Consider the following 21775-nt stretch of genomic DNA (forward strand, 5'->3'; position numbering starts at 1 on the left):
CGCGATGTCAGTCTTTCTTGGCATAGACGTCGGCGGCACGGTGATCAAGGCCGGGCTGTACCGGGCAAGCGGTGAAGAGCTGGCGATCGCCGAGCGCGACGGCGCGGCGATTGCCGCCCAGCCGGGCTTCAGCGAACGCAATATGGACGCGCTGTGGGATGACGTCTGTGCGGCGATCCGCCAGACGCTGCACGCGGCGGGGCTGGAGGCCGGGCAGGTGCGCGGTGTCAGTTTCTCGGCGCACGGCAAAGGGCTGTACGCCATCGATCGCTACGGCAAACCGGTCGGCAACGGCATCCTCTCTTCGGACAACCGCGCGGCGGCCACGGCGGCTGAGCTGCGCCGCGCCGGGGTGGACGCGCAGACCTACCCGCGCAGCCTGCAGCCGCTGTGGCCCAGCCACCCGGCACTGCTGCTGCGCTGGCTGAAGCAGCGGCAACCGGCGCAGTATGCCGCCGTCGATCGCATCCTGATGGCACACGACTACCTGCGCTTTCGCCTCACCGGCGAGGCGGCGGCCGAGGTGACCAACATCTCCGGCAGCAACCTGTTCAATCAGCACAGCGGCGCTTACGATCCGGCGCTGATGGCGGCCTTCGGCATCGAAGAGGCGCAGGAGAAGACCGCGCCGGTGATCGGCTCGGCGCAGCTGGCCGGGCGGGTGACGGCCGCTGCGGCGGCGCAGTGTGGCCTGCGCGCGGGCACTGCGGTGTACGGCGGCCTGTTCGACGTGGTGGGCGCGGCGCTCAGCTCCGGCGTGGCCGACGATCGCACGCTCAGCGCGGTGGCGGGCACCTGGTCGATCGCCACCTGCGTGACCGAGCGCATCATTCCTGCCGATTACCCCTACGCCTGGGGGCGTTACTGCATCGACGGCCGCTATTTCGTGCACGAAGGCAGCCCGACCTCGGCCGGCAACCTGGCCTGGTTTCTGCGCCAGTTCTGCGCCGACGACCGGCAGCGCTACGCCCAGTTCAACGCCTGGGTGGCCGAGCGCCGCGAGCAGCCCAGCGGGCTGCTGTTCCTGCCCTATCTGTACGGTTCCAACCTCGGCGGCAACACGCCGGGCGGGCTGATCGGCTTGAGCGCCCACCACGAGATGGCGGACGTGGTGCAGGCGATCTACCAGGGCATCGTGTTCTCGCACCTGATCCATCAGGAGCGCATGGTGCAGCTGAATCCGCGCATCGAGCGGGTGCGCATGACCGGCGGGCCGACGCAGTCCGAGGTCTGGATGCAGATGTACGCCGACGCCGGCAACCTGCCGCTCGAGGTGGTGGAAACGCGCCAGAGCGGCTGCCGCGCCGCCGCTCTGTGCGCCGCCGTCGGCGCCGGGGAGTACGCCGGGTTCGCCGAAGCGATCGCCGCCGCGCCGCCCAAGCTGCGCTGTTATTATCCCGCGACCGCCGCCCACCGGCGCCTGCGCGCCCAGCAGGCGCGCTATCTGGCGGTCGCTCAGGCTTTGAGTGAGGTGACTGATGCAAACGACTAACGCCGCCTGTCTGGGGCTGTATGAAAAGGCGCTGCCCGCCGATCTGAGCTGGCCGCAGCGGCTGGCCACCGCCGCCGAGCTGGGCTTTGAGTTCGTAGAGATGTCGATCGACGAACAGCCGGCGCGTCAGCAGCGGCTGGATTGGGATCGCCGCCAGCGGCTGGCGTTTATCCAGGCGCGACTCGACAGCGGGGTGACGGTGCCGAGCCTGTGCCTGTCGGCGCACCGGCGCGACCCGTTCGGCAGCGCCGACGCCGCCACCCGCGAGCGGGCGCGGGTGCTGATGAGCAAAGCGCTGGAACTGGCGACGGATCTCGGCATCCGCAACATCCAACTGGCGGGTTACGACGTCTATTACGAACCCGCCGATCGCCACAGCCGCGAACGCTTTATCGAGGGCATGCAGTGGGCGGCGGCGCAGGCCGCCAGAGCACAGGTGATGCTGTCGGTGGAGGTGATGGACACGCCGTTCATCAACAGCATCAGCAAATGGCGCGACATCGCCCGCCACGTCAACAGCCCGTGGTTCACGGTGTATCCCGATCTCGGCAACCTCAGCGCCTGGGGTAACGATGTCGCCGCCGAGCTGGCGCTGGGCATCGGCAGCATCACTGCCGTGCACCTCAAAGACACCGTCGCGGTGGGGCCGGGCAGCGCCGGGCAGTTCCGCGACGTGCCGTTCGGCGAAGGCTGCGTGGATTTCGCCCACGCCTTTTCCGTGCTCAACGCGCTCGGCTATCGCGGCCCCTACCTGCTGGAGATGTGGGCGCGCGAAGACGGGCAGGATAAGCAACGCATCGCCCAGGCCAAGGCCTGGATCGAACAACAGATGATCGAGGGAGGCATCGCATGCTGAACGAACTCAAGCGGCAGGTGCTGGCCGCCAACCTCAGCCTGCCGGCATACGGGCTGGTGACCTTTACCTGGGGCAACGTCTCGGCGATCGATCGCCAGAGCGGGCTGGTGGTGATCAAGCCTTCAGGCATCGCCTACGAGGCGATGACGCTGGAGGATCTGGTGGTGGTGGATCTGGAGGGCAAGGTGCGCGAAGGGCACCGCAAACCCTCATCCGACACCGCCACCCACCTGGCGCTGTACCGCGCCTTCGCCGATATCGGCGGCGTGGTGCACACCCACAGCCGCAACGCCACAATCTGGGCGCAGGCCGGGCAGCCGATCCCGGCGCTGGGCACCACTCACGCCGACTACTTTTACGGCGACATTCCCTGTACCCGGCCGATGAGCGAGGCGGAGATCGCCGGGGATTACGAGGGGGAAACCGGCAAGGTGATTATTGAGACCTTCAGTCAGGCGGGGCGCGATCCGCAGCAGGTGCCGGGGGTGCTGGTTTACTCCCACGGCCCGTTCGCCTGGGGCAAGGACGCGGCGGATGCGGTGCACAATGCGGTGGTGCTGGAAGAGGTGGCGATCATGGCGATGGCGACGCGCCAGCTGGCGCCGGCCATCGCCCCGATGCAGCCGGAGCTATTGGATAAACATTTCCTGCGCAAGCACGGCAAACACGCCTACTACGGGCAATAGCGCCCGTCAGCGATTCAACAGCGAGCCGGTGAAGAACTCTCTGCGCACCGGCAACTCGCCGCGTGGGCTGTTAATGGCGCTGAACAGCAGCTCCGCGGCGATCTCCCCCAGTTTCTGCGTATCGTGATACACCCCCGGAATGTGCAGGCCGTAAGCGCCGGCGCGCGGCGGTTCGTCTATCGAGAAGAACTTCACTTGCTCATAAAGCCCCATCTCGTGGCAGATGGCGATGGCGCCCAGCGTGATGATGCCGTTCAGGCCGATGATGTAATCCGGGCTGTTCTCCGGCTGCGCCAGATAGGCGCGCACCTCGCTCTCTTGCGAGGTGAAATCGTAGTCGCCGTTGATGATGTGAATCTCACGGCCGCTGCCCTGCAGCGCCGCGACGATGCCGGCGGTGCGCGTTAGCGTAATTTCGGAATCCGCCGGGCCGCCGATAATCAGCAGCTTCTTCTCCGGCTGCTCCGCCAGATAGCGCCCGGCCAGCACGCCAATCTCGCGGTTATCGAGGAACACGCCGCTCAGCTGCTGATCGTAAAGATCGCGGTCGATAAGGATCAGCGGCACGCCGTACACCTCGGCCAGCTCGAGATAGGCGGGGCGGTAGCGCTTGTCGTCGCGCACCGCCGACAGCAAGATGCCGCGCGCCTTGTAGCCGAACAGCGCCTGAATGGCGCGCATTTCCGCCTCTTCGCTGCCGTCGGTGTCGAACAGCATGATCTGGTAGCCCTGCTGACGCGCAATGCGCGACACGGTCTTGATCAGGCCGGAATAGAACGGGTTGTACATGCTGCTGGTGACGATGCCGATAATCTGGCTGCTGCTGCTTTTCAGCCCCTGCGCGAAGGCGTTGGGCACATAGTTCAGCTCTTTGGCGATGGCGTGAATGCGCTCACGGGTTTCCGGCTTGACCAGCTCGGGCTTATTGAAGGCGCGGGAAACGGTGATATTGGTCACCCTGGCGCGGCGGGCGATATCCACGATAGTGGCATTGGGATTGGCTTTCGACACCGTCTTTCCTTGCGTTATGCCTCAACAGATCCCTTATTGTAGGGAAAGGGCGGGGCCGGTGCTAGGGGGGAGGGGGAGTTAAAAGGTAGATAATAATCCACTCATTAACTAAAAAGGGTTAAATATTTAATGAGGCTATTTTATTGTCGTTAGATTGTTGCAAGACGATGTCAGAGGTGTTTCTTGAGTAAGCATGTTTTTATTAAGAGACGAAGTTGCTTAACTAATGTAAGAAAATTAAAAAAAAGTGGGGGGTATATTGACAGTCAAAGAGTTTTAGCCATTTAATTAATGGTTCTATGTTGTTATTGGCCCCCCCTCGAGAAGGGCCTAGCATTTAATTTGGTGTTTCTATTTGATTGTTTTAATCCAATCACCATCAGGCTCAAATGAATGGTGTCCAAGGTATATTAAATAACGTTCATTAATTGATGTATGAACATTTCTCCGAGAGCAAATTTCTTTTAAATAAGTGCCTTGTAAGGAGGAGAGTATCGTTCCAAATGTCAGAAGCAATTCACTGTATTTATCAATTGATTTTTCAACCTTTAAAGAGCTAACTATTAATTGATTTTCCTCATGCAAACCAATTATATCTACAAGATTAAGTGATTTCAACTGACTCCCAATTCTTAGCATATTTGGCTTGCTTAATCCATTGATTTCATCATAGCCAAAGCCAACCTTATAATTTACAATATTTCTTATCTTAGACGGCCATGAATGCCCATCTGCAAACTTACTCAAATTTAGGCATGAAAGAGCTCTAAGGTCAATATCTGCTGGTTTGTCTTTAAAAAGCTCTAATCGGTCAACTATATCATTGTTAAATGCAACCCATAATCCTTCGTGGAAATTATTTGATTTTAATCTTTGTAACTTAAAATTAGCTCTTGAACCAGATGTATCCTCAAATTTAGTAATAAATGTACCATTCTGTGGTGATTTGTTATTCAAAGGATTAAGTTTATTAAACCGAGTAATCTCTTCACTTGGCAGATAGGTAACAACCTGACCAGTCATCCTCAACCATGATAATACTAAGTAAACACACCAATAATATGTAGTGACAAGTAACCAAGAACTACTCAGTGTTTTACCTGATGCTATAGCAGAACCAATAATGGTTTTGTGTTCTAGAGCTTGATTGTTAAGAGTTGTTGCTTCCTTAAGTAGTACACCACCTAATTCTCTTGCTGCGCAACTTAAATAAAATTCTTTTTTATTAGAACCAGAAACTAAATACCCTCCTTTCTCTCGCCATTCATAGAAGCTCATGATTTTATTTAGGTCTGCTTCAACACCCTCTGGAATTGCATCAAGAGAATCAGTGATGACAGAGTCATATATTATCCCATGTTGTATATCCATTTTCAAACCATTGAGTCAGAGATAGAAACGCTCTTTTTAAGGGCTGATTTAATTGGTTCGAGATATGTTGTTTTAGAGGTTCTTCCCCTTGAGAGTAATTCTTGGAAATCAATTGCTGATATAGGGGATAAGATATCAACAAGCGAATCTTTTTTAGCATTGCCATGCTTTGCAATTGATGTTTGAACAACATCATCAAACACTTCAAATATACTCTCGAAAAATGCAGATCTAACTAATATTGAAGAGTCATCGATAACTTGTATTACAGCTGATATATAATTTATTAAAAGTTGAAGGCGTGATTTTTCAGATGCATCAGCCCATATACCTGAGCGAATTACTGGAAGTAATGCTTTGTTGAAGGTTACTCTTGATATTTTACCTGTAAGGGATCTGTTTGGGCTCAATAGTTTTCTTAACGGCGATTTCTTATCATCATTTAGGCTGTCAAATAAAGCTCTAAGAATTTGCTCTTTAGAATTTTCTAACTGAGCAACCTGCTTAATATCCAAAAGTAAGGCGGATGGAACCCCAACTTGAGTTGTGTTGATGTCAATAAATAGCTTTGCTTCTTCCACACGATTAAGGCCTGTGTAAATAGCGACTGGAACTCGATGATCTATGTTATATTGTTCATAGCAGAGTTGGTAACCCCATAATCTATGTTGTCCATCAAGTACCAAAAATGATCCTTTTTTACCGGGGTAAGCAATGAGTTTTGAACGACTGTTGTAAGCTATTCCTGAGTCTTCCTGTGCTGATAGTACAATATTAGTTGGTATAGATCCTTTGCCACTTGATAAGTATTTTGCTATGTCTTCAGCCCGTGTTTTATTTAGCTTTCTTTGAAAGCCCTCAGAGGGGTTTTCATCTCTACTAACTACGAAGCACGATTCAAACAAAGCTGATACTGGAATCGTGCTGAAGTAAAAACGTTGTTCATTTTGAACAATAGGAACTGCTGGGTAAGAATGGCCCGTTTTATTCTTAGATGTAGCAGACATAGATTTTCCTTCAGTTTTTAATGTAAATACTTTATGTTCAAATATTGTATCGGTATAAGCTTACCCTTATCATACTCTGACATCAATGTTCAACAAAATAAGATTCAAATTTGTTGAGTTTCTCGCCTTATCCTCGTTGATTGACATCTCACAATACCACGCAGGCTTCTTGCCCATAACAGTCCCGTCTAAACATACAAAAGTCTGCGCAGCCCCATGGAATGCCCTATTAAATCACCCCCCGCCACAATCCCGGCAACAGCGCCAACGTCTCATCAATCAGCGCCCGCCGGTCATTGCCCGGCTTCCAGATGGTCACCATGGTTTGGCTGATCCCCTGGCTGCCCACTTCGGTGCGCAGCGTGTTGACGCTTTTCCACTGTTCCGCATGCATATGCGTCGGCAGGAATCCCCAGCCGCAGCCTTGTTCAAGCAGGGCGCGCAGCATTTCCAGCTCATTGGTGAAGATAGTGTGCCCTGAAATTTGCAGGCGGCGCGCCACCGGTTCGTCAGAATCCGGGTGCATGATCACCTGCGGCGTGAGTGAGAGCTCCAGCAGCGAAAGCGGCTGTTCCGCGCCGGGGAAAAGTGCTTTAGACGCGTAAAAATCCATCTCTATCGCCCCTAAGGCGCGCCACTCCATGGTGTCGCCCACGCTGCGGTGGCGCGCCTGGCAGATGCCCAGATCGGCCTGACCGAGTGCCAGCAGGCTTTCCGCTTCTTCGCGCGAGGCGTTAATCAGGCTCAGGCGCGTGTTGCGCTGGGCCATGGCGGCAATCAGCGCCTGCAGTAGCACGCGGGGCGTGAAGGGATCGTAAACCAGCGAGATTTCCTGCGCCGCGCTCTTGGGCACGTCTTTGGCAAATGCCTCAAACGCCTTCACCTGGCGCATCAGCAGGTGCGCCTGGCGTTGCAGCTGTTCGCCTTCCTGCGTCAGGTGCAGGCTGCGCCCCTCGCGCAGAAACAGCGCATAGCCCAAGCCATCCTCGAGAAAATCAATCAAATCGCGCAGCGTCGTGCGGTCTTTGCCCAGCTTGAGCGCGGCTTTCGCCAGGCTGCCGTGCTCGGCCACGGCGGTGAAGGCTTCCAATTGGGCAAAGGAATAAATCAGGCTCGGCACGCGGTTCCCCCGTCGATTTTGCGGGGGATTTTCCCCCATCAGGCGTTTTTTATTATAGGTCGCGTTTTTTTAAGCTGAACGCCTTCCTGAGCTAAGCGAGAAAAAATATGAAAAGCAAAGTGTTTAACCGCAGCCTGCTGGCGGGTGTTGTCATCAGTCTCTGCAGCGGCCTGTTGGCGCCCGCCGCCCTGGCCGCCTGTGCGGGCACCGAACTCAGCGCCTGTCCCGCACCTTTTGATGCGCAATTGCCGGACACGCACGAGATGCTCACCTGGAGCCAGAGCGATCGGGTGATCGGTTTTCGTAACGACTACCGCAACTATGCCGGGGATGTGTTTCATCACGGTAGTGCCACACCGCTGGTGGCTGCCGCTAAACAGCTAACGAATGCCAGCTATCAGGTGAATGGCAAAACCTACAGCCTGCAGGACTATCTGCAGCGCCAGAACGTCAGCGGCATGCTGGTATTGAAAGACGGCAAAATCGCCTGGAAATACCTGGGGCAGGGCAATACCGACGCCACCCTGTGGACGTCGCGCTCGGTGGGCAAATCCGTGGTCGCCACGCTGGTGGGCGTGGCGATTAAACAGGGCAAGATCCACTCACTCGACGATCTCATCACGCAATACGAACCCGATCTGAAAGGCACCGCGTGGGATGGCGTGACCCTCAGGCAGCTGATTACCCACACCTCCGGCGTGGCGTGGAATGAGGATTACACTAACCCGAAATCGGACTTCGCGCAGCTGACCGAGTGTGAAGCCAGGCCCGGCGCCTACGCCTGCGTGCGCAAGCTGGTGGCCGGTTTGCACCGCGCGCACCCGGCCGGGCAGAACTGGTCTTATTCCTCCGGCGGCGCTTGGCTGCTGGGCGACGTGCTGGAGCGCGCCACCGGCATGCCGCTGGCGGCTTATCTGCAGCAAAGCATCTGGCAGCCCTACGGCATGGCGAGCGATGGGGTGTGGCATGCCTACGCGAAAGGCCAGCATGACGTAGGGGCGCACGGCTTCAACGCCACGCTGGAAGACTGGGGGCGCTTCGGCGAGTTCATTCTGCATAATGGGACGTTGCCGAACGGCAAACAGATCTTGCCGGAAGATTGGGTAGCCCAGTCGTCCAATTGGACTCAGGCGGTGGGCTCGGTGTCGGCGGCGCATCCCAACGGCATTTACGGATTCCAATGGTGGAACAACGAAGTGCCGGTGAATGCGACCAACGTTGAGCCTGTTCCGCAGGCCTCCCTCAAGCATTCCCTGTGGGCGCTGGGGATCTTCGGCCAGATGATCATGGTCAATCAGGCGGAGAATCTGGTGATCGTCCAGTGGTCTACCTGGCCGCAGGCGGAGCCTTCTTTCAGCGCGCAACCGCTGGAGGCGTCGCTGATGTTTAGCGCGATAGCGAAGGAATTGCGTTAACGTCGGCTGGGCAAGCAGGGGCTGGATGGCGGTTGTCATTCAGCCCCTATTTCTGCCCTTAACGCTATCAATCTTTGCCATACCAGGATTTAAAATACTTTAGGAAACTGTAGGCCACGGCATAAAACCCAGTAACGGCGCCGACTTTGCCTTCCTTCCATGCGCCGCTCAGTACGTACCATTTGAAAAACGCGCCGATCGCGCTTACGACGCCACGAAATATCGAGGGCCTAATGTCTCGGTATTTTACTACCCTTGTCGTATAGCTATTGAGCTTATTGAGTATTTCATGGAGAGAATAAAAAGTATCGTGCTTAACATTGCCCGGAATGACCGACGTGTGAATATAGCCTTCAGCGGCATCATCTACCGGAGCATCATTGAACCTGACCTGTGTTCTATTGAACAGTCGAACGGGGTAGTCCGGTGAGGAGATGGGATAAATCGTTCTGACTGGCTGCCCGAGTACAAACCAATTCCTTTTTATTCTATAGGCTTGCTGTGGTGGCGGGTTTGCCTGCGATTTGAATGTTAAAATGGACGCTATGGTTTCGGCATCAAGGATTTCGTCGCTGTCCAGGCACAGTACCCAATCATGGTGAGATTGAGAAATCGCAAAGTTCATTTGTCGTCCATGCGTTTCGAAACGATGGTAAATAGGACTTATTCCAAAGCTTTGGCAAATAGACAGCGTTTTATCCGTACTTCCGGAATCCACCACAATCCACTCATCCGCAATGCCCATGAGTGGAGAAAGCACCTCGTGTAATAAACGAGAGGAGTTAAAAGTCAGTATACAAACAGCTATCTTTGCCATTAACTAACATCCTTAAAAATCGCTGAGCAGGTGAGCGCGTAATGTTTTCTCTGGAATGGAAATTGCGATTCTCTTCTTATCCCTTATCAACCTCAGAAAATGCCTAACCCCGCCGATCAAACCGATAAACCAGCGCCAGCGACAATGCCAGGAGTAAAAGCGGCGGGGCGAGGGCGGTGAAGGGCGCGTTGAGGGCGAACAGCAACCCCAGATTGAGGACGATCTGGTAAGCGATGTAGGTCAGCAGCCCGATGATGACGCCGAGCGCTAATCGGCTGCCCATGCCGGGCGCGCGCGGGGCGGTGAAGGTAAACGGGATGGCCAGCAAAATCATCGCCAGCACCAGCAGGGGCTGGCCGAGTTTTTTCCACAGCGCCAGGCGGTATTCGGTGCTGGGCTGCCCCGAGCCCAGCAGGTAATCGATATAGCGATCCAGCTGTTGGAGCGAGAAGCTGCCGGCCGGCAGGGTCAGCTCTTTCAGGCTCGGCACGGCGAACAGCGAGCGCCAGAGCAGGCTGTCTTGCCGCTGAATCGTCTCCTTTCTGCCTTGCCAGCTTTTTTGCATCACGTTGTGCAGCAGCCAGCTGCCGTCGGCGGCGGTGCTGGCGCTGTCGGCGTAAAGGTAAGATTCCAGCGCGTGGTTGGCCTGATAGCGGAAGATCTCAATGCCGTGGGGCTGGTCGTTCTCATCGACGGTTTTGACCGTCACAAACTCGTTGCCGCGCCGTGCCCACAGCGGGTTAACGGTGACGTCGTTATCGTTCGACTGCGCCAGCGCGTTGTTCTTTATCTGCAGCGCGCGTTGCTGCAGCGGCGAAGCGGCCCATTCATCGAGGGCGCCGAGCGAGAGGTTCATCAGCAGCCCGGCGGCGAGCATCACCAGCGCGATGCGGAATATCGACATCCCGGCGGAGCGGATCGCCGTCAGCTCCAGGGTTTTAGACAGCTGCCCCAGCCCGACGATGCCGCCGAGCAGCGCGATAAACGGCCCCAGATCGACCAGGCTGCGCGGCAGGGTCATCACGGTCACCAGCAGCGCCTGCTGCCAGCGGTAGCCGCCCGGAGTGACGTCCTCCAGCTCGTTGATCAGCGTAAAGGTGGTGAACAGCGGGATGAGCAACCCGGCCGCGGCGGCGAAGCCGATGAACACGTTGCGCATTAGGTAGCGGCTAAAAATGGTCATCGGGAGGGTTTCCGCAGCAGTGATAAGTCGCGCGCCAGCAGCAGGGCGATGCCGACAGCCATCGCTATCGGCACCAGCCAAACGCCGGGGATCGTTGGCAGAGAGCCGTTGGCCACCAGCGTGCGGCAAATGTTGCCGCCATAGAAAATCACGGTAAACAGCACCGTCAGGGGCAGCAGCGCGGCGTAGCGCCCCTGCCGCGGCTTGATGCGGCTCAAGGGGATCGCCAGCAGCACCATCAGCACGGTGGTCAGCCCGCGGCTCTCGCGCCATTGCAGTTCGGCGGCGTCGCCCGGATCGGCGGAGCGCGCCAGCTCCGCCGGCGAGGCCGACTTGTGCCGGCTCTCGGCGCTGGGCACGAACGGTTTAAGCGCGATGTCGAAATTGTCGTAGTTCTGCCCGTTGTCGTCGGCGCCCTGGCGATCCAGCACATAGGCAGTGCCGGTTTTCAGCCGCACGGCGGGGCTGGCGGGAGAAGCGTCGAGTACCTCCACCGACTGCGCGCGGTACAGGTTGGTGTGATGGCCGCCGCGCACATAAATCAGGGCGTCTGTCAGGTGGTTGGCCGTTTTGTCGACGTGATTGGCGAGGATCATGCGGCCGTTGCCGCTGACGTTGAATTTGTCGGCCTGCAGGTGGCTCACGTCCAGCACCGATTGCGACTGTTGTTGCAGTTGATAAATATTGGCGTACGCCCAGGGCCTGCCATACAGCGACAGCAGCGTGACCGCTATCGCCAGCGGCACGGCGAGCAGCAGCACCGCCTTGTACAGCCGCAGCGGGCTGGCGCCGGCGGCCAGCATGGCGGTGATCTCCGCATCGCTGTACATCTGGCTCAGCGCCACCGCCACCGAGACATACAGCGCGACGGGCAATATCATCTCCAGCGCGATCAGCGATTTATAGAAAACCACGTCGGCCACCACCCGCAGCGCCAGCGTGCCGTTGGCGGCGTCGGTCAGGTAGCGCTGGGCGGAGTAGCTGGCGAACATGAAGATCAGAAACCCGGCGATCATCATCACCAGGCGGCGGATCTCAACCGTGATATAGCGTTCAATCAAAGGCATGCGTCATCGGCTCCCGGCGGCGTGCGCTTCATGGAGTCTCCTGCGCGATCAGCGCGCGCAGCAGGGCGATCACCTGGTCAACTTCCTGCGGGGTGAGTGCGCCGTCCTTCGCCCACTGCACGCGCCCGGCCTTATCCAGCACTACGATGGTGGAGCTCTCCTCCGGCAGCCGCCAGGCCATGCGCCCCAGCCCGTCGCTGTCGACGATGAACTGCGCCCAGGGATAATGGCGCTTGTTTTTCTCGATCTTGCCGCGCACGAAGAAGCCGGAGCCCGGTATCGCGTCGTCGGTGTTGACGATGGTGGTCGGCTGGAAGCGATCGCCCGGCAGGTTCGCGTCCTTGACGGCGTTGATCAGCAGCGAGTTCTTCTTTTTGGCGGAGGTGCGCCCGGCGATGTACTGGATCACCCGCACCTTGCCCGCCAGTTTTGCGCTGTTCCACGGCCGGTAACTGAAATCGCCGTTGCGCAGCAGCAGCTCGCCGCGATCGGCGATGGCGATCGGCGCCACCGGCCGGCCCTGCACGAAGTTATGCGCCGGCGCCGCCAGCGGCGACAGCAGCAGCGCAAGGGCCAGCAAGCGAGGTAACGTCATCATGGCTACGGGCAACGCGCTTATCTGCCGGCCGCGACGGCCGACGGGGAAAACGACAGCGGAAAACGCGCCAGCAGCAGCTCCAGGCGCTGGCGGATGTCGATATCCAGGATCGCCGGCCGATCATAGATATCGCCGCCGGCCAGCTTGTCCGCCACCATCACGTCATGCCGGTCACCCATCAGGCCGTTAATCGCCGCCAGGAAGCGCGAGATCTGCCGGGCTTCGCGGTTGTCGGGATCGATCGATCTCAGCGTGTCGTAAAACGAGACCTGGCGGCTGACGATTTTGCGCACGTCATGGAACTGATGCCCGGTCAGCGCCGGGCCAGCGATCAGCGTTTGCAACTGGCGCATCTGCTCCTGGCGGTAGGTGATAAAGCCCTGTGCGCTTTCCAGGCGGGTGTGGCGCAGCGCATAACGCACGTATGACCACACCGGCTTGCTGAGCAGCAGCCGCAGCAGGTTGCCGTACAGCGTGAGGTTCTTCTGGTTGCCGTTGCGAAACGCGTCCTGAAAATGGCCGAGTACCACGGTGGTGGTGTGGAACAGGCGGTTGGCGCGGTGGGGGGCGCCGTACAGCTGCTGGGCGAAGCGCAGGTGCTTGTAGCGGGCGCGGATATATTTGTAGCGCATGCGGGTAGCCGCCGCCAACTGCGGGTCTTGCAGGAAACCGTTCACCAATTGCAGCAGCTCGCGGCGGGAAAAACCGTCTTCCCAAAACTGCAGGCACAGCGCGTAGTTGTCCCGAATGCTCTCGGGGGAGCATTCCAGATCGATCTGCTGCGGCAGGCTGATATTCGCCTCGACCAGGTCATCCTCTTCCACCGCGACAAACAGCGCCTGGGTGGTTTCGGCGGAGAACTTCTTCCAATTCGTGATAGCGGTCATTGATTACTCTCTTTGGGCACATTCAGCCCCAACATAAAGCGATTGCGGTAGGCGCCGATCGTCGGTATCAGGGATAACAGCACGTCTAAACATTGCCCCAGTAAATAAGCGAAGGCGGCGCCCTGCACGCCGAAGGCATACGCCATCGACACCAGCAGCGCAATGTAGGCCGCCGAGGCCGTCGCCTGCGCGATCAGGAAAGCGCGCTGCTTGCCTGCCATAAACAGTAAGGATTCCTGCGGGAAGCCCATCATGGAGACGATGATCGCGCCCAGCATGATTTGAATCAGGTCATAGGCTTCCAGGTATTGCTGCCCGAAGACCGCGGAAATGAGCGGTTTGCCCACCAGCAACATCAACACCGCGACGGCCAGGCCGATGCCGCCGGCCAGCAGCGAGGAGCGCAGGCCCAGCAGCCACGGGGTCTTGGTGCGCGGATCCAGGCGCATGATCTCGGGATAGAAGCTTTTTTCCAGCAGCTTGGCCGGGGTGCCCGTCGCATCGAAGAAGGTCATGGCGATCTTGAACAGCCCGGCGGCGGCCGGCCCGAGCACCACGCCCACCAGCACGGTGGTGCAGGAGTTGCGCGCGGCCCAGATGGTATGGGCGATGTTGGTGGTCCAGACGAAGTTCCAGGCACCCTCGATGCGGCGCGCGACGTTGAACAGGCGTGGCCTCAGCGCGCCGTGGATATCGCGGCGGCGCAGTTCGCGCGCGGTGAACCACCAAAACAGCGTGCCGCCGATCAGGTTAGAGGCGTACCAGGTGACGATAAAGCCGGGGAACCCCAGATCGAAATAATAGGAGATGACGCTGCCCGCCGCCTGCAGGAACGGCTTGATCGCCTGCTGGATGGCGATGAGATCGAAGCGGTTGAAGGCGCGCAGCACGCCGGTCGGCGTGGACGAGGTCATCGACGGGATCAGGGTGCAGTACAGCATGGCGAGCCAGAAGCTTTCGCTGTCCAGCCCCAGGGCGTGAGACAAGAACGGCAGCATGATCATGCCGCCCAGCACGGCGATGACGCCGCTGGCGATATCCAGGCCAAAGGAGAAGGCGACGACGTCGCGGAAGCGCCCGGTATTTTGATGCTCCAGCGCCGGGGTGCCGAATTGCACCACAAACTGCCAGGTCTGGAATTTGATGAAATCGCTGACCGCTTTGGTGTAGGCCTGGATCACCACCAGCACGCCGAACATTTCAGGCGACATGCCTTTCCCGGCGCAGGAGAGCGCCAGCAGGCCGAGCAGCGCGCTGGCGACGCTGCCGGAGCCTAAATAGGCGGCATTACGTAAAATGGAGCGAAACGCGCCATCGGAAAACCACCGTTTCATAACCAAAACCAGCCGTTATCGTTGTTTTGCTGCATTTTTTGTCCCGCCGTCATGCGCTTGCCCTGTATGCGTTTAATAAACCTGAGTTTCTTCGCCGGCGTTTTCGCCGGGTTGCCCGATATCGCTCTGTGGGCGCTTCGCGGGACTCACTACGGCGGAAATGGCGTTGAGCGCGTTGCTCAGCACCTCGTCGTAAGGGGCTCTGGCGTCCAGCTCGATGATGCGCGCACCGTTGTACTGCAGGCGCACCATGGCGGCTATCTTGTCTTTCAGCTCTTCATAGCTGTGATCGGGCTTGCGGGAAAATGCCGTATCGACGTCGATATCAAGGCGAATGATCAGCGCCGGCCGATAGACGGCCATGCGTTGATATAAACGGCGTTCGCGCGCCGCCAGGCGGCTCAATAGCCAGCCTTTTGCGCGTTCCACGCCGATGCCGGGCCCATCGTAGTAAAAACCTGAAATTTCCGCCTGCGGGTAGCGATCGCTGACCACCAGCACGCCGCTCTGCGCCAGCCGTCGCACCTTGCGCAGGTTGGCGGCGCGCCACAGCGAAAAGCCGTACATGATCAGCGCCGCCCACAGCGCCGGCGGCCTGTTGCTCATGCGCTGGGTTTTATCGGATTTGGCCGCGAGGCGCCGTTCCAACCACACGCCGATGAACGGCAACTTCTTGATTTTGTCGCCGTCTTCGCCGGAGATCAGCCCCAAATAGCGGCGCTCCGTGGGGCGATGTTGCTGCAGGTTTTTCACCAGATCGGCGGTCAGCGTGGACTTGCCCGTGCCGTCGCTGCCCACCACGGCAATCAGCCCGGTAATGCAGGTGGGAGAGGTATCCTGTTCGGCGGTGAGTTTATTTTTTTTCATCTGTTTCGGTACGAAAAGGTTATTTGGCGGCTAGGCATTGGCGGCCCTCAGCGATATTTTAACGGCGCGCAGTGAGGCATCGAAAATACGGTTAGCCGGCTCGCGGCCGTCTAAATCCAATATGTTAGCGCCATTAAACGTCAGGTGCGGGATGACGGCGATCTTTTCACGCAACGCCGCCAGCGAGTGATCGGGTTTACGTGAATAGGCCGTTTGTTCGTCAATATCCAGCCGAATTAATAATAAGGGCTGATAAGACGCCATCCATTGGTACAGCTTTTGTTCGCGCTTTCTCAGCCCGCGGATCCAGCGATTGCCGCCGGCGGTTTTCGCCAGCTGCGGGCCATCGAAACGAAACCCTGCCACTTCGGCCTGCGGATAACGATCGGTGATCAGCAATGCGCCGCTGCGGCTTTTCTTCAGCATGCGACGGAATTTATAAACGCGCCAATAGGAGAGTAAAAAAATTACCAGCGCCGTGGCATTATCCGGCGGTGTGGAAGGGCGCTCATGCACGCGTTCCGATTTCTTCAGCAAATAACGCCCGAAGGGCGAGCCAATAATCGGCAGCGAACTGATCCATTCGCCGATGCGCCCGGAAGACTGGCCGAGATACAGCAGTTCGGCAGGTTCTTGTGCCGATAACGCGTTGACCAGGCTGGCAGCTAACGTGGATTTTCCCGAGCCGTCACAGCCGGTTATCGCTATTACGCGCACGGGCGAGCGATCAGATGAAGGTCTTATCTGCTGACTCACAATAATTGATCCAATGCGAAAAAAACTATTGTATTCCAATACGCCTTGGGTTCAAGATATTTATTGTGCTTTGCTGCGATAAAATAATGAGATTGGTATTCTTGTTCGCTATTTGAATTGATATTTATGGCGTTCGTTCTTGTTATTTTGTGCTAATTGTTCGTGCGCGCGCCGGTTTCGCTTTTTATGTTAATTCCCGGTAGGGCTCACGGTGAAAAAAGAGCAGAGGTTTTCCATTTTCGCTTAATATTTTGTGCTTTTTGGCGCCGCGCTACGGTAAATTTTTTCACGTAGCCGCCACGGCAATGATAAGCGACAGGCCGCTTCAAATATGGCACGCCGTTTCTGGTGTATTGAAAGAGAGTCTTATTATGAGTGCAAAATTTCCGCCGCTGATTGCGGTTATCGGCAGCGACGGATCGGGTAAGTCCACCGTTTGTGAACATCTGATCGCGTATATGAAACATTATGGCCCGGCGGTGCAAGTGCATCTGGGCAAACAGGCGGGCAACGTCGGCCGCGCGGCGGCGAAATTGCCACTGCTCGGGCGCTCGGTGGGCAAGGCTATCGAGAGTAATACCAAAAAAGTCAAAACGAAAAAATCCCGCATCGGCCTGTTGCCGTCGGCGGTGATCATCGCTTTCGTGGGGCGGCGGCTGCTGCGTTTCCGCCGCATGCTGGCGTACCGTCGGCAAGGTTTCATCGTGTTGACCGACCGTTTTCCGCAGGCGCAAATCCCCGGCGCTTACGACGGTACGGTTTTTCCCGTCGACGTGGAAGGGAGCCGTTTTGTCCGTTGGCTGGCGGCGCGCGAGCGGGCGGCGTTCCAATGGATGGCGGGGCAAAAACCGGATCTGGTACTCAAGCTGAATGTCAGTCTGGACGTGGCCTGCGCGCGTAAACCCGATCACCGCAAAGCGGCGTTGGAGAAGAAGATCGCCGTCACGCCGTTATTGACGTTCGAAGGCGCCGACATCGTGGATCTCGATGCCGATCGGCCGATCGAGGAGGTGCTTTCGGCGGCGGAAAAAGCCATCGGGGAATTTATGGCGGCGCAGGGTTATCGCTATTCGGCTGATGGGGTATCAACGGCTGCGCACTGAGGTGCGCAGCGATTCGGCAGGGCGGCGATACCATTTTGGCACCGCCGCCGCGGCCGAGAGGGAAGGCTTTATTTTTTCAGCGCCGCAAAGGCGCGCACGATGGCGTCTATCTCTTCATCACTGTGCGCGGCATTGACGCTGCAGCGCAACAGGGTGACGCCCGCCGGCGCGGCCGGTGGCAGCACCAGGTTTACATACACCCCGTGGGCGATCAGCTCGCGCCAGAAACGCAATCCTTCTTCTTTTGAACCGATCATCACCGGCACCACCGGGCTGATGCGCGGCCCCAGGGTATACCCCAGTTCGGCGAGGCCGTGGTACAGACGGTGCGCGTTGCTCCACAGCTTTTCCCGCAGCTCGGGATGGCGCGCGATTTTTTGCAGCGCCGTGCGCACCGATGCGATGCTGGACGGCGACGGCGAAGCGGTAAAGATATACGGCCGGCTGCTGTAGCGCAGCACGTCCATCCCTTTGCCGCCGACGGCGAAACCGCCGATTGAAGCCAGGCTTTTGCTGAAGGTGCCCAGGATAATATCCACGTCTTGCTCGACGCCGAGCGCTTCGGCCAGGCCGCGGCCGTGCTCGCCCATCACGCCGAAGGAGTGCGCTTCGTCGACCAGCAGATAGCCGCCGAGCCGCCGCTTGATATCGACGATTTCCACCAGCGGGGCGACGTCGCCCAGCATGCTGTAGATGCCTTCCACGATAATGATCGCCTCGCGGGCGCGTTCGCCCAGGCGCACCATGCGGCGCTCCAGATCGGCGGCGTCATTGTGGCGGAAGCGAATAATCTCCGCGCCGCCGAGGGCGCAGGCGTCGTAAATGCTCGCGTGGCTGTCCGCGTCGATCAACACCACGGAGCCTGGTCCCGCCAGCGTGCTGATGACGCCCAGGTTGGCGGTATAGCCGGTGGAGAACACGATGGCGCTGGGGCGATCGAAGAATTCCGCCAGCTCCCGTTCCAGCGTCAGGTGCGATCCGTAACTGCCGTTCGCCATGCGCGAGCCGGTGGTGCCGGTGCCGAGCGCGGCCAGGGCCGCCTGGCCGGCGGCGATCGCCTGCGCATCGAACGTCAGGCCAAGGTAATTATTGGTGCCGGCGAGGACAATCTTTTGATCGCCGATGCGCCCCTGGGTGGCGGAATAGACTTCGTCGATGCAGGTGCCGAACGGATTCAGACCGGACGTTTGAAATTGCTCACGGTCATTGGCGAGCCGCGCAAACTTATCATACAGTCCCATGGTTTTTCTCCAGATAAGGGCGCAGCGCGTCAAGCAGTTGCTCAGGCGTTCTGACATCAAGCAATATATTGATAGGAATGGAGATATCTAATTCATCTTCCAGCATCATCAGCAGATCCAAGACTCTGATGGATTCCAGGCCAAGATCATTGACGAGATCGCTATCAGGTTTTATTTCCACTCCGCCTTCGACGATACCTTGCAAACACGTCAGGATATAATCCATTACAGCATCGCGATTTAGCATAAGAACGTTGACACACCTCTAATTGGAATAATTAAAACAGCCCTTCGCGCAGTGCGCGCTCCAAACTTACCTGTGGAAACCAATTAATCTGTTGCGACAGCGCGTGATTACTGGCGGACCAGTCGCGATGCGTTAATTCGCGTATTTTGCTGCGCGTCAGCATCGGCTCTTGTTTGACCAGGCGGTTCCACACCACGCTGATATCCGCCAGGGCTTTCAGCAGCGGCAGCGGAATGCCCACCAGACGCACCGGCCCGTGACGCACGGCGGCGCCGATGTCGCGTAGGCGCAGCCAGTTATAGCCTTCGGCTACGCCGTCGCACAGTTCGTAAATATTCGGCTGCGCGGGTTCGGCCTGCACCCATTGGCTGACCGCCTTTGCCAAATCGCTCACGTGCAGAAAAGTGAGCTTGGCCTCAGGCGCGCCCAGCCGGGGCAGTACGCCGCGCAGCAGGCCGTTGAACAGCGGTTTCAGCTCTTTATCGCCCGGCCCGTAAACCGCCGTTGGGCGGAAAATCCCCAGCGCGATATCGCCGGAGGCGGCGATGAGTTGCTGCTCGGCGGCCTGTTTTGAATGGGCGTACCAGGACAGCGCCGGATGGCGGGCCGCCAGCGACGACATGAACAAGAAACGATTGCAGCGACCGTTTTGCCTGGCCGCCTGCATCAGGTTCAGGCTGCCGGTGACGTTGCAGCGGGTGAACACCGCTTCCGCATGCCCGCGCACCTGGCCCGCACAATGCACGACGTATTCTGCGCCGCGCACCAGCTCGGTGAGCGAGGGCCGATCTTCCAGCGCGCCGGGGATCCACTGCAGGTTGTCCGCAGCGGCTTTTCCGGCTTGCCGCGTCAGGGCGCGCACGTTAAACCCTTGCGCCAGCAGTTCCTGGACGATATGCCGACCGATAAAGCCGGTCGCGCCCGTCACTGCGACGGTGCCGCTCATTGCGCGAAACCGGCCAGCTGCGGCATTTGCGGATAGAGCGAAGCGCTCAGCCAGCGTTTTTTGGCCTCCGCACGGGCGGGTTTGCCCGATGACGTGCGGGGAATGCTGTGCGGCGGCAGCAGCTCGATGTCCACCGCAATGCCGAACTCGCTTTGAATGCGCGCGCTCAGCGAATGCACGATTTGTTCCCGGCGTTCTTCCGAACTGACTCGGCACTGGATTTGCAAAATGATCCTGGCCGCTTCGTCGTGTTCTTCAGTCACGAAGGCAATCGCATCGCCGGAACGGATTTCCGGTTCGGATTCCGCGACGTACTCGATATCCTGTGGCCAGATATTGCGGCCGCGAATGATGATCAAGTCCTTCTTGCGGCCGGTGACGTACAGATAGCCGTCCAGCAGGTAGCCCAGATCACCGGTATCCATCCACCCGGTCACCTGAATTTGCTTCTGAGATTCATCGTCGCAGAAATAGCCGTTCATCAGGCTGGGGCCGGAAATCGTGATATGGCCGACCTGGCGCTCCGGCAGCGGTTGCCCGGTTTCGCTGCGGATCTCGATGCGGTGGCCGGGCAGCGCACGGCCGCAGTTGACGAAGGTCGAGACGGCGCGGGTTTTTTTGCCCGGCGCGACCGCTTTACCCTCGTACTCCAAAATATCGCGGTCGACCGCGTTGGTTTGCGGGCCGGAGCAAGGATCGGAAAAGCTCACCGCCAGGGTGTTCTCGGCCAGGCCGTAACACGGCATGAAGGCTTTGCTGTCGAAGTTGATGCTGCTGAAGTGTTCGCCAAACTGGCCGAGCAGCTCGGCCGGGATCGGCTCGGCGCCTACGCCGGCAACCCGCCAGCTGGAAAGATCCAGATCGGCCAGCTCTTTGGCGTTGCTGCGGCGTAGACACAGATCGTAGCCGAACGGCGGGGCGACGGACACCGTGCCGTGATTCTTGGCGATCAGTTTCAGCCACTGCATCGGGCGCATGGCGAAATCTTGCGTGCGCAGATAATCGACGGACAGCTGGGTCGCTACCGGCGTCAGCAGGAAACCGACCAGGCCCATGTCGTGATAGAAGGGCAGCCATGAAACGCAGCGATCGCCCGCACGCAGCTTGATCCCGTCGCGGCTGATCGCGTTCAGGTTCGCCATGGCCGCCCGCTGGGTAATGATCACGCCGCGCGGAAAGCGGGTGCTGCCCGAGGTGTATTGGAGGTAGGCGATATCGTCGGGCGAAGGCGCGGGCAACGCGATCTCCGGCTCCGGCAAGGCGTTAAAATCCTCGTCGCTGAGGATGTGCATCGCCGACGTGTTTTCCGTGGCCGACGCGATGAGCGGTGTCCACTCTTCGCTGCTGATGATCGCCGCCGGGTTGCAACTGGCGATCAGCCCTTTCAGTTTGGCGGTGTAGGAGTCGCGCTGGCCCACGCCCATCGGGATCGCCAACGGCACCGCGACCAGGCCGGCATATTGGCACGCGAAAAAGGCTTCGACGAATCCCGCGCTGGTTTCGGCGATAAGCGCCACGCGATCGCCTTTCTTGAGTTTCAGGGACAATAAACGCCGCGCGCCCGAGATCGCTTTTTGCTGCAGCGTGCGATATTCGAGAACGGTCACGAGTTGATTGCGCCGGTCGTAAAAATTCATTCCCGTATTGCCCAGCGCCGCGTAATCCAACGCGTCCACTAAAGTGGGGAAGTCCGCATAGCGCATGGGAAGAGAATGAACGGAACTTGTTTCAGACATAGACAAACTTAGCCATAGATTAAAAATCACCAAAA

21 protein-coding genes are annotated in these 21775 nt (G+C 58.2%); 5 read left to right on the top strand and 16 right to left on the bottom strand.

Annotated elements, in window-relative coordinates; all coding sequences use genetic code 11:
* Positions 1 to 4: 4 nt before the first annotated feature.
* From ACJ8J5_RS01590 to araD, 3 genes are read left to right on the top strand one after another with little or no spacing between them, the layout of a single operon-like run.
* Positions 5 to 1492, top strand: coding sequence for an FGGY-family carbohydrate kinase (locus ACJ8J5_RS01590; protein WP_414105089.1), 1488 nt, complete (start codon positions 5 to 7; stop codon positions 1490 to 1492).
* Complete coding sequence (locus ACJ8J5_RS01595; protein WP_046687461.1) at positions 1479 to 2348, top strand: L-ribulose-5-phosphate 3-epimerase; 870 nt, start codon at positions 1479 to 1481, stop codon at positions 2346 to 2348. The genes ACJ8J5_RS01590 and ACJ8J5_RS01595 overlap by 14 nt, the downstream gene beginning before the upstream one ends.
* Complete coding sequence (gene araD / locus ACJ8J5_RS01600; RefSeq protein WP_033651896.1) at positions 2342 to 3034, top strand: L-ribulose-5-phosphate 4-epimerase; 693 nt, start codon at positions 2342 to 2344, stop codon at positions 3032 to 3034. Before ACJ8J5_RS01595 ends, araD begins: the two co-directional genes overlap by 7 nt.
* Positions 3035 to 3040: 6 nt before the next feature.
* Here the strand turns inward: araD and ACJ8J5_RS01605 are convergent, their stop codons facing one another.
* The 4 genes from ACJ8J5_RS01605 to ACJ8J5_RS01620 all read right to left on the bottom strand — a co-directional run bounded on the left by ACJ8J5_RS01605 (position 3041) and on the right by ACJ8J5_RS01620 (position 7543).
* Positions 3041 to 4045, bottom strand: a complete 1005-nt coding sequence (locus tag ACJ8J5_RS01605; protein ID WP_197835085.1) for a LacI family DNA-binding transcriptional regulator — start codon at positions 4043 to 4045, stop codon at positions 3041 to 3043.
* A 351-nt stretch (positions 4046 to 4396) separates the two neighbouring features.
* The gene (locus ACJ8J5_RS01610) at positions 4397 to 5416 is read right to left on the bottom strand and encodes a hypothetical protein (RefSeq protein ID WP_414104352.1); all 1020 of its coding nucleotides are present in this window, start codon (positions 5414 to 5416) and stop codon (positions 4397 to 4399) included.
* A gap of 2 nt (positions 5417 to 5418) precedes the next feature.
* The gene (locus ACJ8J5_RS01615; protein WP_414104353.1) at positions 5419 to 6423 is read right to left on the bottom strand and encodes a DGQHR domain-containing protein; all 1005 of its coding nucleotides are present in this window, start codon (positions 6421 to 6423) and stop codon (positions 5419 to 5421) included.
* Positions 6424 to 6652: 229 nt separating this feature from the next.
* A complete protein-coding gene (locus ACJ8J5_RS01620; RefSeq protein ID WP_414104354.1) occupies positions 6653 to 7543 on the bottom strand; it encodes a LysR family transcriptional regulator in 891 nt (296 codons plus the stop codon).
* 107 nt (positions 7544 to 7650) lie between these two features.
* Between ACJ8J5_RS01620 and ACJ8J5_RS01625 the strand changes: the two genes are divergently transcribed.
* Positions 7651 to 8958 carry a serine hydrolase domain-containing protein gene (locus ACJ8J5_RS01625; protein WP_164062909.1) on the top strand — a complete coding sequence of 436 codons (1308 nt, stop codon included), beginning with the start codon at positions 7651 to 7653 and terminating at the stop codon, positions 8956 to 8958.
* Between the two features lie 67 nt (positions 8959 to 9025).
* Here the strand turns inward: ACJ8J5_RS01625 and ACJ8J5_RS01630 are convergent, their stop codons facing one another.
* The 8 genes from ACJ8J5_RS01630 to ACJ8J5_RS01665 all read right to left on the bottom strand — a co-directional run bounded on the left by ACJ8J5_RS01630 (position 9026) and on the right by ACJ8J5_RS01665 (position 16467).
* Positions 9026 to 9775: a glycosyltransferase family 2 protein gene (locus ACJ8J5_RS01630; RefSeq protein ID WP_043143064.1), complete on the bottom strand. Its 750-nt coding sequence runs from the start codon at positions 9773 to 9775 to the stop codon at positions 9026 to 9028.
* A gap of 103 nt (positions 9776 to 9878) precedes the next feature.
* Positions 9879 to 10958 (bottom strand): LPS export ABC transporter permease LptG, encoded by a 1080-nt coding sequence (gene lptG / locus ACJ8J5_RS01635; protein ID WP_414104356.1) that lies wholly within the window; start codon positions 10956 to 10958, stop codon positions 9879 to 9881.
* Positions 10955 to 12025 carry an LPS export ABC transporter permease LptF gene (lptF, locus tag ACJ8J5_RS01640; protein WP_069100312.1) on the bottom strand — a complete coding sequence of 357 codons (1071 nt, stop codon included), beginning with the start codon at positions 12023 to 12025 and terminating at the stop codon, positions 10955 to 10957. Before lptF ends, lptG begins: the two co-directional genes overlap by 4 nt.
* 28 nt (positions 12026 to 12053) lie before the next feature.
* Positions 12054 to 12620: a YtfJ family protein gene (locus tag ACJ8J5_RS01645; protein ID WP_033651912.1), complete on the bottom strand. Its 567-nt coding sequence runs from the start codon at positions 12618 to 12620 to the stop codon at positions 12054 to 12056.
* A 20-nt stretch (positions 12621 to 12640) separates the two neighbouring features.
* The gene (locus ACJ8J5_RS01650) at positions 12641 to 13510 is read right to left on the bottom strand and encodes a hypothetical protein (protein WP_025303505.1); all 870 of its coding nucleotides are present in this window, start codon (positions 13508 to 13510) and stop codon (positions 12641 to 12643) included.
* Complete coding sequence (locus ACJ8J5_RS01655) at positions 13507 to 14844, bottom strand: lipopolysaccharide biosynthesis protein (protein ID WP_414104358.1); 1338 nt, start codon at positions 14842 to 14844, stop codon at positions 13507 to 13509. The genes ACJ8J5_RS01650 and ACJ8J5_RS01655 overlap by 4 nt, the downstream gene beginning before the upstream one ends.
* A 72-nt stretch (positions 14845 to 14916) precedes the next feature.
* A complete protein-coding gene (locus ACJ8J5_RS01660; protein WP_173890417.1) occupies positions 14917 to 15711 on the bottom strand; it encodes a hypothetical protein in 795 nt (264 codons plus the stop codon).
* A 30-nt stretch (positions 15712 to 15741) separates the two neighbouring features.
* Positions 15742 to 16467, bottom strand: coding sequence for a hypothetical protein (locus tag ACJ8J5_RS01665; RefSeq protein WP_060447911.1), 726 nt, complete (start codon positions 16465 to 16467; stop codon positions 15742 to 15744).
* Between the two features lie 371 nt (positions 16468 to 16838).
* Between ACJ8J5_RS01665 and ACJ8J5_RS01670 the strand changes: the two genes are divergently transcribed.
* The gene (locus ACJ8J5_RS01670) at positions 16839 to 17570 is read left to right on the top strand and encodes an ATP-binding protein (protein WP_025303502.1); all 732 of its coding nucleotides are present in this window, start codon (positions 16839 to 16841) and stop codon (positions 17568 to 17570) included.
* A gap of 68 nt (positions 17571 to 17638) precedes the next feature.
* Here the strand turns inward: ACJ8J5_RS01670 and spt are convergent, their stop codons facing one another.
* Genes spt through ACJ8J5_RS01690 form a run of 4 tightly spaced genes read right to left on the bottom strand, consistent with a single transcriptional unit; the run spans position 17639 to position 21740 of the window.
* The gene (gene spt / locus ACJ8J5_RS01675) at positions 17639 to 18811 is read right to left on the bottom strand and encodes a serine palmitoyltransferase (RefSeq protein ID WP_060433594.1); all 1173 of its coding nucleotides are present in this window, start codon (positions 18809 to 18811) and stop codon (positions 17639 to 17641) included.
* Complete coding sequence (locus ACJ8J5_RS01680) at positions 18798 to 19058, bottom strand: acyl carrier protein (protein WP_015378483.1); 261 nt, start codon at positions 19056 to 19058, stop codon at positions 18798 to 18800. Before ACJ8J5_RS01680 ends, spt begins: the two co-directional genes overlap by 14 nt.
* A 31-nt stretch (positions 19059 to 19089) precedes the next feature.
* Positions 19090 to 20004 carry an NAD-dependent epimerase/dehydratase family protein gene (locus ACJ8J5_RS01685; protein WP_060447909.1) on the bottom strand — a complete coding sequence of 305 codons (915 nt, stop codon included), beginning with the start codon at positions 20002 to 20004 and terminating at the stop codon, positions 19090 to 19092.
* On the bottom strand, positions 20001 to 21740 hold the full coding sequence (locus ACJ8J5_RS01690) for a fatty acyl-AMP ligase (RefSeq protein ID WP_414104361.1): 1740 nt from the start codon (positions 21738 to 21740) through the stop codon (positions 20001 to 20003). Before ACJ8J5_RS01690 ends, ACJ8J5_RS01685 begins: the two co-directional genes overlap by 4 nt.
* Positions 21741 to 21775: the final 35 nt, after the last annotated feature.

Source organism: Serratia sp. CY43202, assembly GCF_052168755.1.
Lineage (GTDB): Bacteria > Pseudomonadota > Gammaproteobacteria > Enterobacterales > Enterobacteriaceae > Serratia > Serratia bockelmannii.

What these genes read in the sequence shown, in the direction of transcription:
- ACJ8J5_RS01645 (WP_033651912.1), bottom strand. Translation starts at nt 12,620, where the DNA reads ATGACGTTACCTCGCTTGCTGGCCCTTGCGCTGCTGCTGTCGCCGCTG.
- lptF (WP_069100312.1), bottom strand. Translation starts at nt 12,025, where the DNA reads ATGCCTTTGATTGAACGCTATATCACGGTTGAGATCCGCCGCCTGGTG.
- araD (WP_033651896.1), top strand. Translation starts at nt 2,342, where the DNA reads ATGCTGAACGAACTCAAGCGGCAGGTGCTGGCCGCCAACCTCAGCCTG.
- ACJ8J5_RS01595 (WP_046687461.1), top strand. Translation starts at nt 1,479, where the DNA reads ATGCAAACGACTAACGCCGCCTGTCTGGGGCTGTATGAAAAGGCGCTG.
- spt (WP_060433594.1), bottom strand. Translation starts at nt 18,811, where the DNA reads ATGGGACTGTATGATAAGTTTGCGCGGCTCGCCAATGACCGTGAGCAA.
- ACJ8J5_RS01680 (WP_015378483.1), bottom strand. Translation starts at nt 19,058, where the DNA reads ATGCTAAATCGCGATGCTGTAATGGATTATATCCTGACGTGTTTGCAA.
- lptG (WP_414104356.1), bottom strand. Translation starts at nt 10,958, where the DNA reads ATGACCATTTTTAGCCGCTACCTAATGCGCAACGTGTTCATCGGCTTC.
- ACJ8J5_RS01625 (WP_164062909.1), top strand. Translation starts at nt 7,651, where the DNA reads ATGAAAAGCAAAGTGTTTAACCGCAGCCTGCTGGCGGGTGTTGTCATC.
- ACJ8J5_RS01615 (WP_414104353.1), bottom strand. Translation starts at nt 6,423, where the DNA reads ATGTCTGCTACATCTAAGAATAAAACGGGCCATTCTTACCCAGCAGTT.
- ACJ8J5_RS01655 (WP_414104358.1), bottom strand. Translation starts at nt 14,844, where the DNA reads ATGAAACGGTGGTTTTCCGATGGCGCGTTTCGCTCCATTTTACGTAAT.
- ACJ8J5_RS01590 (WP_414105089.1), top strand. Translation starts at nt 5, where the DNA reads ATGTCAGTCTTTCTTGGCATAGACGTCGGCGGCACGGTGATCAAGGCC.
- ACJ8J5_RS01690 (WP_414104361.1), bottom strand. Translation starts at nt 21,740, where the DNA reads ATGTCTGAAACAAGTTCCGTTCATTCTCTTCCCATGCGCTATGCGGAC.
- ACJ8J5_RS01660 (WP_173890417.1), bottom strand. Translation starts at nt 15,711, where the DNA reads ATGAAAAAAAATAAACTCACCGCCGAACAGGATACCTCTCCCACCTGC.
- ACJ8J5_RS01650 (WP_025303505.1), bottom strand. Translation starts at nt 13,510, where the DNA reads ATGACCGCTATCACGAATTGGAAGAAGTTCTCCGCCGAAACCACCCAG.
- ACJ8J5_RS01610 (WP_414104352.1), bottom strand. Translation starts at nt 5,416, where the DNA reads ATGGATATACAACATGGGATAATATATGACTCTGTCATCACTGATTCT.
- ACJ8J5_RS01685 (WP_060447909.1), bottom strand. Translation starts at nt 20,004, where the DNA reads ATGAGCGGCACCGTCGCAGTGACGGGCGCGACCGGCTTTATCGGTCGG.
- ACJ8J5_RS01670 (WP_025303502.1), top strand. Translation starts at nt 16,839, where the DNA reads ATGAGTGCAAAATTTCCGCCGCTGATTGCGGTTATCGGCAGCGACGGA.
- ACJ8J5_RS01630 (WP_043143064.1), bottom strand. Translation starts at nt 9,775, where the DNA reads ATGGCAAAGATAGCTGTTTGTATACTGACTTTTAACTCCTCTCGTTTA.